Source organism: Leptospira weilii serovar Ranarum str. ICFT (genome assembly GCF_000332415.1).
Taxonomy (GTDB): Bacteria; Spirochaetota; Leptospiria; order Leptospirales; family Leptospiraceae; genus Leptospira; species Leptospira weilii_A.
Genome location: NZ_AOHC02000032.1, coordinates 1 through 2,790, shown reverse-complemented (window position 1 = coordinate 2,790; position 2,790 = coordinate 1). Strand labels below are relative to the sequence as shown.

Below are 2,790 nucleotides of genomic sequence, written 5' to 3'. Positions count from 1 at the left end.
CGGATTCGGTAGAAAAAAAGAAAAAAAATTTTCAAAACGTTCTTTTAAAAAATCGGATTCGGTCTAAGAAAGTTTGGGCGAATCCGGCCTTGGCAGGCCGGACCGCGCTTTCAGCTATAGTCAATAAATTGCATGAAAGAAACGTGATACAATATATCGCCTTTAGTTTCAATTTATTGACTCCGCTTCAATCGCTTTCGCATTGGTTACGGCCCTGCTCCCGTTATTTTAAAAAACCGGCGTCGGTATTCGGATAAATTTGAGAGGCTAGGATAAAAATAAAAACGCTGACGGCGATTCCCATCGACGCAAGTAATACATCTTTTCCGACTTTTCGGAACGTTTCCAAATAAGGAAGATCCCTAAAAGTCATAAAGTTGAGAATGATTTCTCGACCCGCGAGCATTCCTAAAAACACCCAAGTTGTCGACATGGGCATTTTGCTCCATTCGTGAAAAACGATCAGAATGGTACCGTAGACCAAATCCACAATCGTTGCGGCCTTGGACCATTGAATGTCCGACTTTTCCGTTACGATTTCTTGAATGGTTCCGCCATTGGTATAAAGAATGATTCCTAGAGCTACAACGAGCATCGTAATTGCGAGAATGAATTCTAAGATGGAAAGTTGTCTGGGAAGATAAATTACGATGTTTGCCGCGTCTTGACGCAACCAAGCGATCCAAAGATAAATCGTCGACAACCACTGAAAAAGCGCCCAACGTTTTTCACTTCTCGGATCGGGAACGTGATCCTCGGTATATTCTTTCGGATCGATTTTTACCAAAATCCCCCAAATCAAAATCGCAACTCCGAAAGCGATTCCATATCCGAAAAAGGATTTGGTAAGCATCTTTTCGATGTTATTTCCTCCGAAAAGTCCCAGGATCAAAAAGGTCGTGGAAATGGGAGATTTCAAACGAGTGATTACGACTAAAATCAAAGGAGCTAAAAGTTGTATGAGATTGAATTGCCGAACTTCCGGAAAACTTTCCAAACGTCCGAAATGAATCTGGGAATCGTTCCAAATCCAAGTACCAAAAAAAATGACGACGACGATTCCACCTAAAACGACTAACTTGAGAATCCAGTGAACGGTTCTTTTACTTTCTATAAACGTCCCGACCGTTTGTACTGCGTCGTTTCCTGCTACGGAAAATGCGCTGATAAAAAATGCAAACCAACCTAAATAGTAAGCGGGAGATCCGAATTGATAAGCGACGACCATCAGAATTCCAGCCATTACAACCAAAGAATAGAATCTGATTTGGTCTAGAATACTAGGATGCTGAAAATCTATTTCATTTTGTTTCATCGGAAAAGATATCTCTAAGCGGACGCTTAAAAAGATATTAATAAAACGCCGGAACTCCCGTCAAGGGGGGGTTCCGGTAGGGCGTAAAGACGGTTTTAATCCAGAAAATGTTTTCCGTATTTGGATTCAATATCGCGAAGATCGAAGAGGATGAAAAAGTCTATGGTTTTAAAAATTTTATCCAAAGCGGGAGTTCCGCAAATTTTAGAACCCGCTCTAATGTATCCTTTGATCAAAGCCGGAATTCTTTTGTAAACGGATTTTATATCTTCCACTTGATAGTTCGGATCGAAACCCGGAATTTCAAAACCGAGAAGAGGTGTTACGTCAAATTCCTTTCTTACAAGAACGTCCTTATCTTTTAAATAAGCGTAAATTTCGTTAGCGGATTGTGCGTCGGTATGATGAATCGAACCGCAACCGAAAAGGTATCTAACGTTATGTTTCTGCATATACGCTCCGAGTCCGGCCCAAAGCATCGAAATCACGGATCCGTCTCTGTATTCCGGATGAACGCAGCTCCTTCCGATCTCCGCCGTTTCCGCGTGCAATTCGTAAATCTTAGAGATATCGAATTCGTTGTCTGCATAAAAACCTAAGTTTTGTTTCGCAACGGATCTACGAAGAATTCGATACGTTCCGACGATTTTGTTTTCGCGGTTTTTATCGACCACGATCAAATGATCGCAAAAACGATCGTATTCGTCCCTGTCTTTGCGGGTCGCGGCGGATTGAGGAAGCCCTTCCCCCAATTCGAGATTGAAAACTTCATAACGAAGTGCGAGAGTACGTTCTATTTCCAACTGGTTTTCGGCGATCCGAACTTCCAGTTTGCGTTCCGTTCTCACCCCGTTGTCTACGAAATTCGTTCCCATAACAACTCCTTAGGTTTTGGATTGTACATCATCTTATTCGTTTTTTTTACGTTCGGATTACATGGGAAATAAATTTCTGCGACTTGATTCGGGGAAAATAAGCGTTAATTTTCTCTCTAAGAATCGCTTGATTGGGCGGCTTCATCCTTGGGTAAAACCCAAGGATGAACCGGGCTCTCCGCTCCAGTCAAGTTATTGTGTTCGATTTTAATACATTCAATTTCTCTAATTCCAATAACTTGACTCCGCATCGATCCCTATCTCGCGACTCATAGGGCAATGCTGTCAATTTAAGAAAAAAGACTAAAGATTAAAGAATTTAGTACGACAAGAAGACATGGGCAAGAAAGAATAACAGTCATAGGCGAATTAGAAGCTTGGATATATTCCAGAAAGATTCTGGAAATCGCGCGAATGAAACCGAGTGCTTTTACTCGGAATCGTCAACTAACCCTACCGAGGTTGCTTATAGCCATGATAAACTTATTAAACAAAAGCTTAGCGGTCGAGTTATATAGATATTTTAAGAATTTAGGAAAGAAAGCTGTGACGAAACAAGCGTTTTCCTTAGCGCGGGAGAAATTAAATCCGCAAGTGTTT

The 2,790-nt window shown here is 41.3% G+C and carries 2 protein-coding genes and 1 pseudogene; 1 reads left to right on the top strand and 2 read right to left on the bottom strand.

Annotated features, from left to right (window positions below):
* Positions 1–223 precede the first annotated feature (223 nt).
* Together LEP1GSC060_RS09860 and LEP1GSC060_RS09855 are read right to left on the bottom strand one after the other, a co-directional pair.
* Positions 224–1,315: a hypothetical protein gene (locus tag LEP1GSC060_RS09860; RefSeq protein ID WP_003002818.1), complete on the bottom strand. Its 1,092-nt coding sequence runs from the start codon at positions 1,313–1,315 to the stop codon at positions 224–226.
* 95 nt (positions 1,316–1,410) lie between these two features.
* On the bottom strand, positions 1,411–2,190 hold the full coding sequence (locus tag LEP1GSC060_RS09855) for a GNAT family N-acetyltransferase (RefSeq protein ID WP_003002821.1): 780 nt from the start codon (positions 2,188–2,190) through the stop codon (positions 1,411–1,413).
* Positions 2,191–2,604: 414 nt separating this feature from the next.
* Here LEP1GSC060_RS09855 and LEP1GSC060_RS09850 point away from each other — a divergent pair.
* Positions 2,605–2,790 (top strand): annotated as a pseudogene (locus LEP1GSC060_RS09850) (hypothetical protein); the annotation flags it as partial.

Excerpts from the sequence above, each read along its gene's own strand:
- LEP1GSC060_RS09860 (WP_003002818.1), bottom strand. The coding sequence starts at position 1,315 with ATGAAACAAAATGAAATAGATTTTCAGCATCCTAGTATTCTAGACCAA.
- LEP1GSC060_RS09855 (WP_003002821.1), bottom strand. The coding sequence starts at position 2,190 with ATGGGAACGAATTTCGTAGACAACGGGGTGAGAACGGAACGCAAACTG.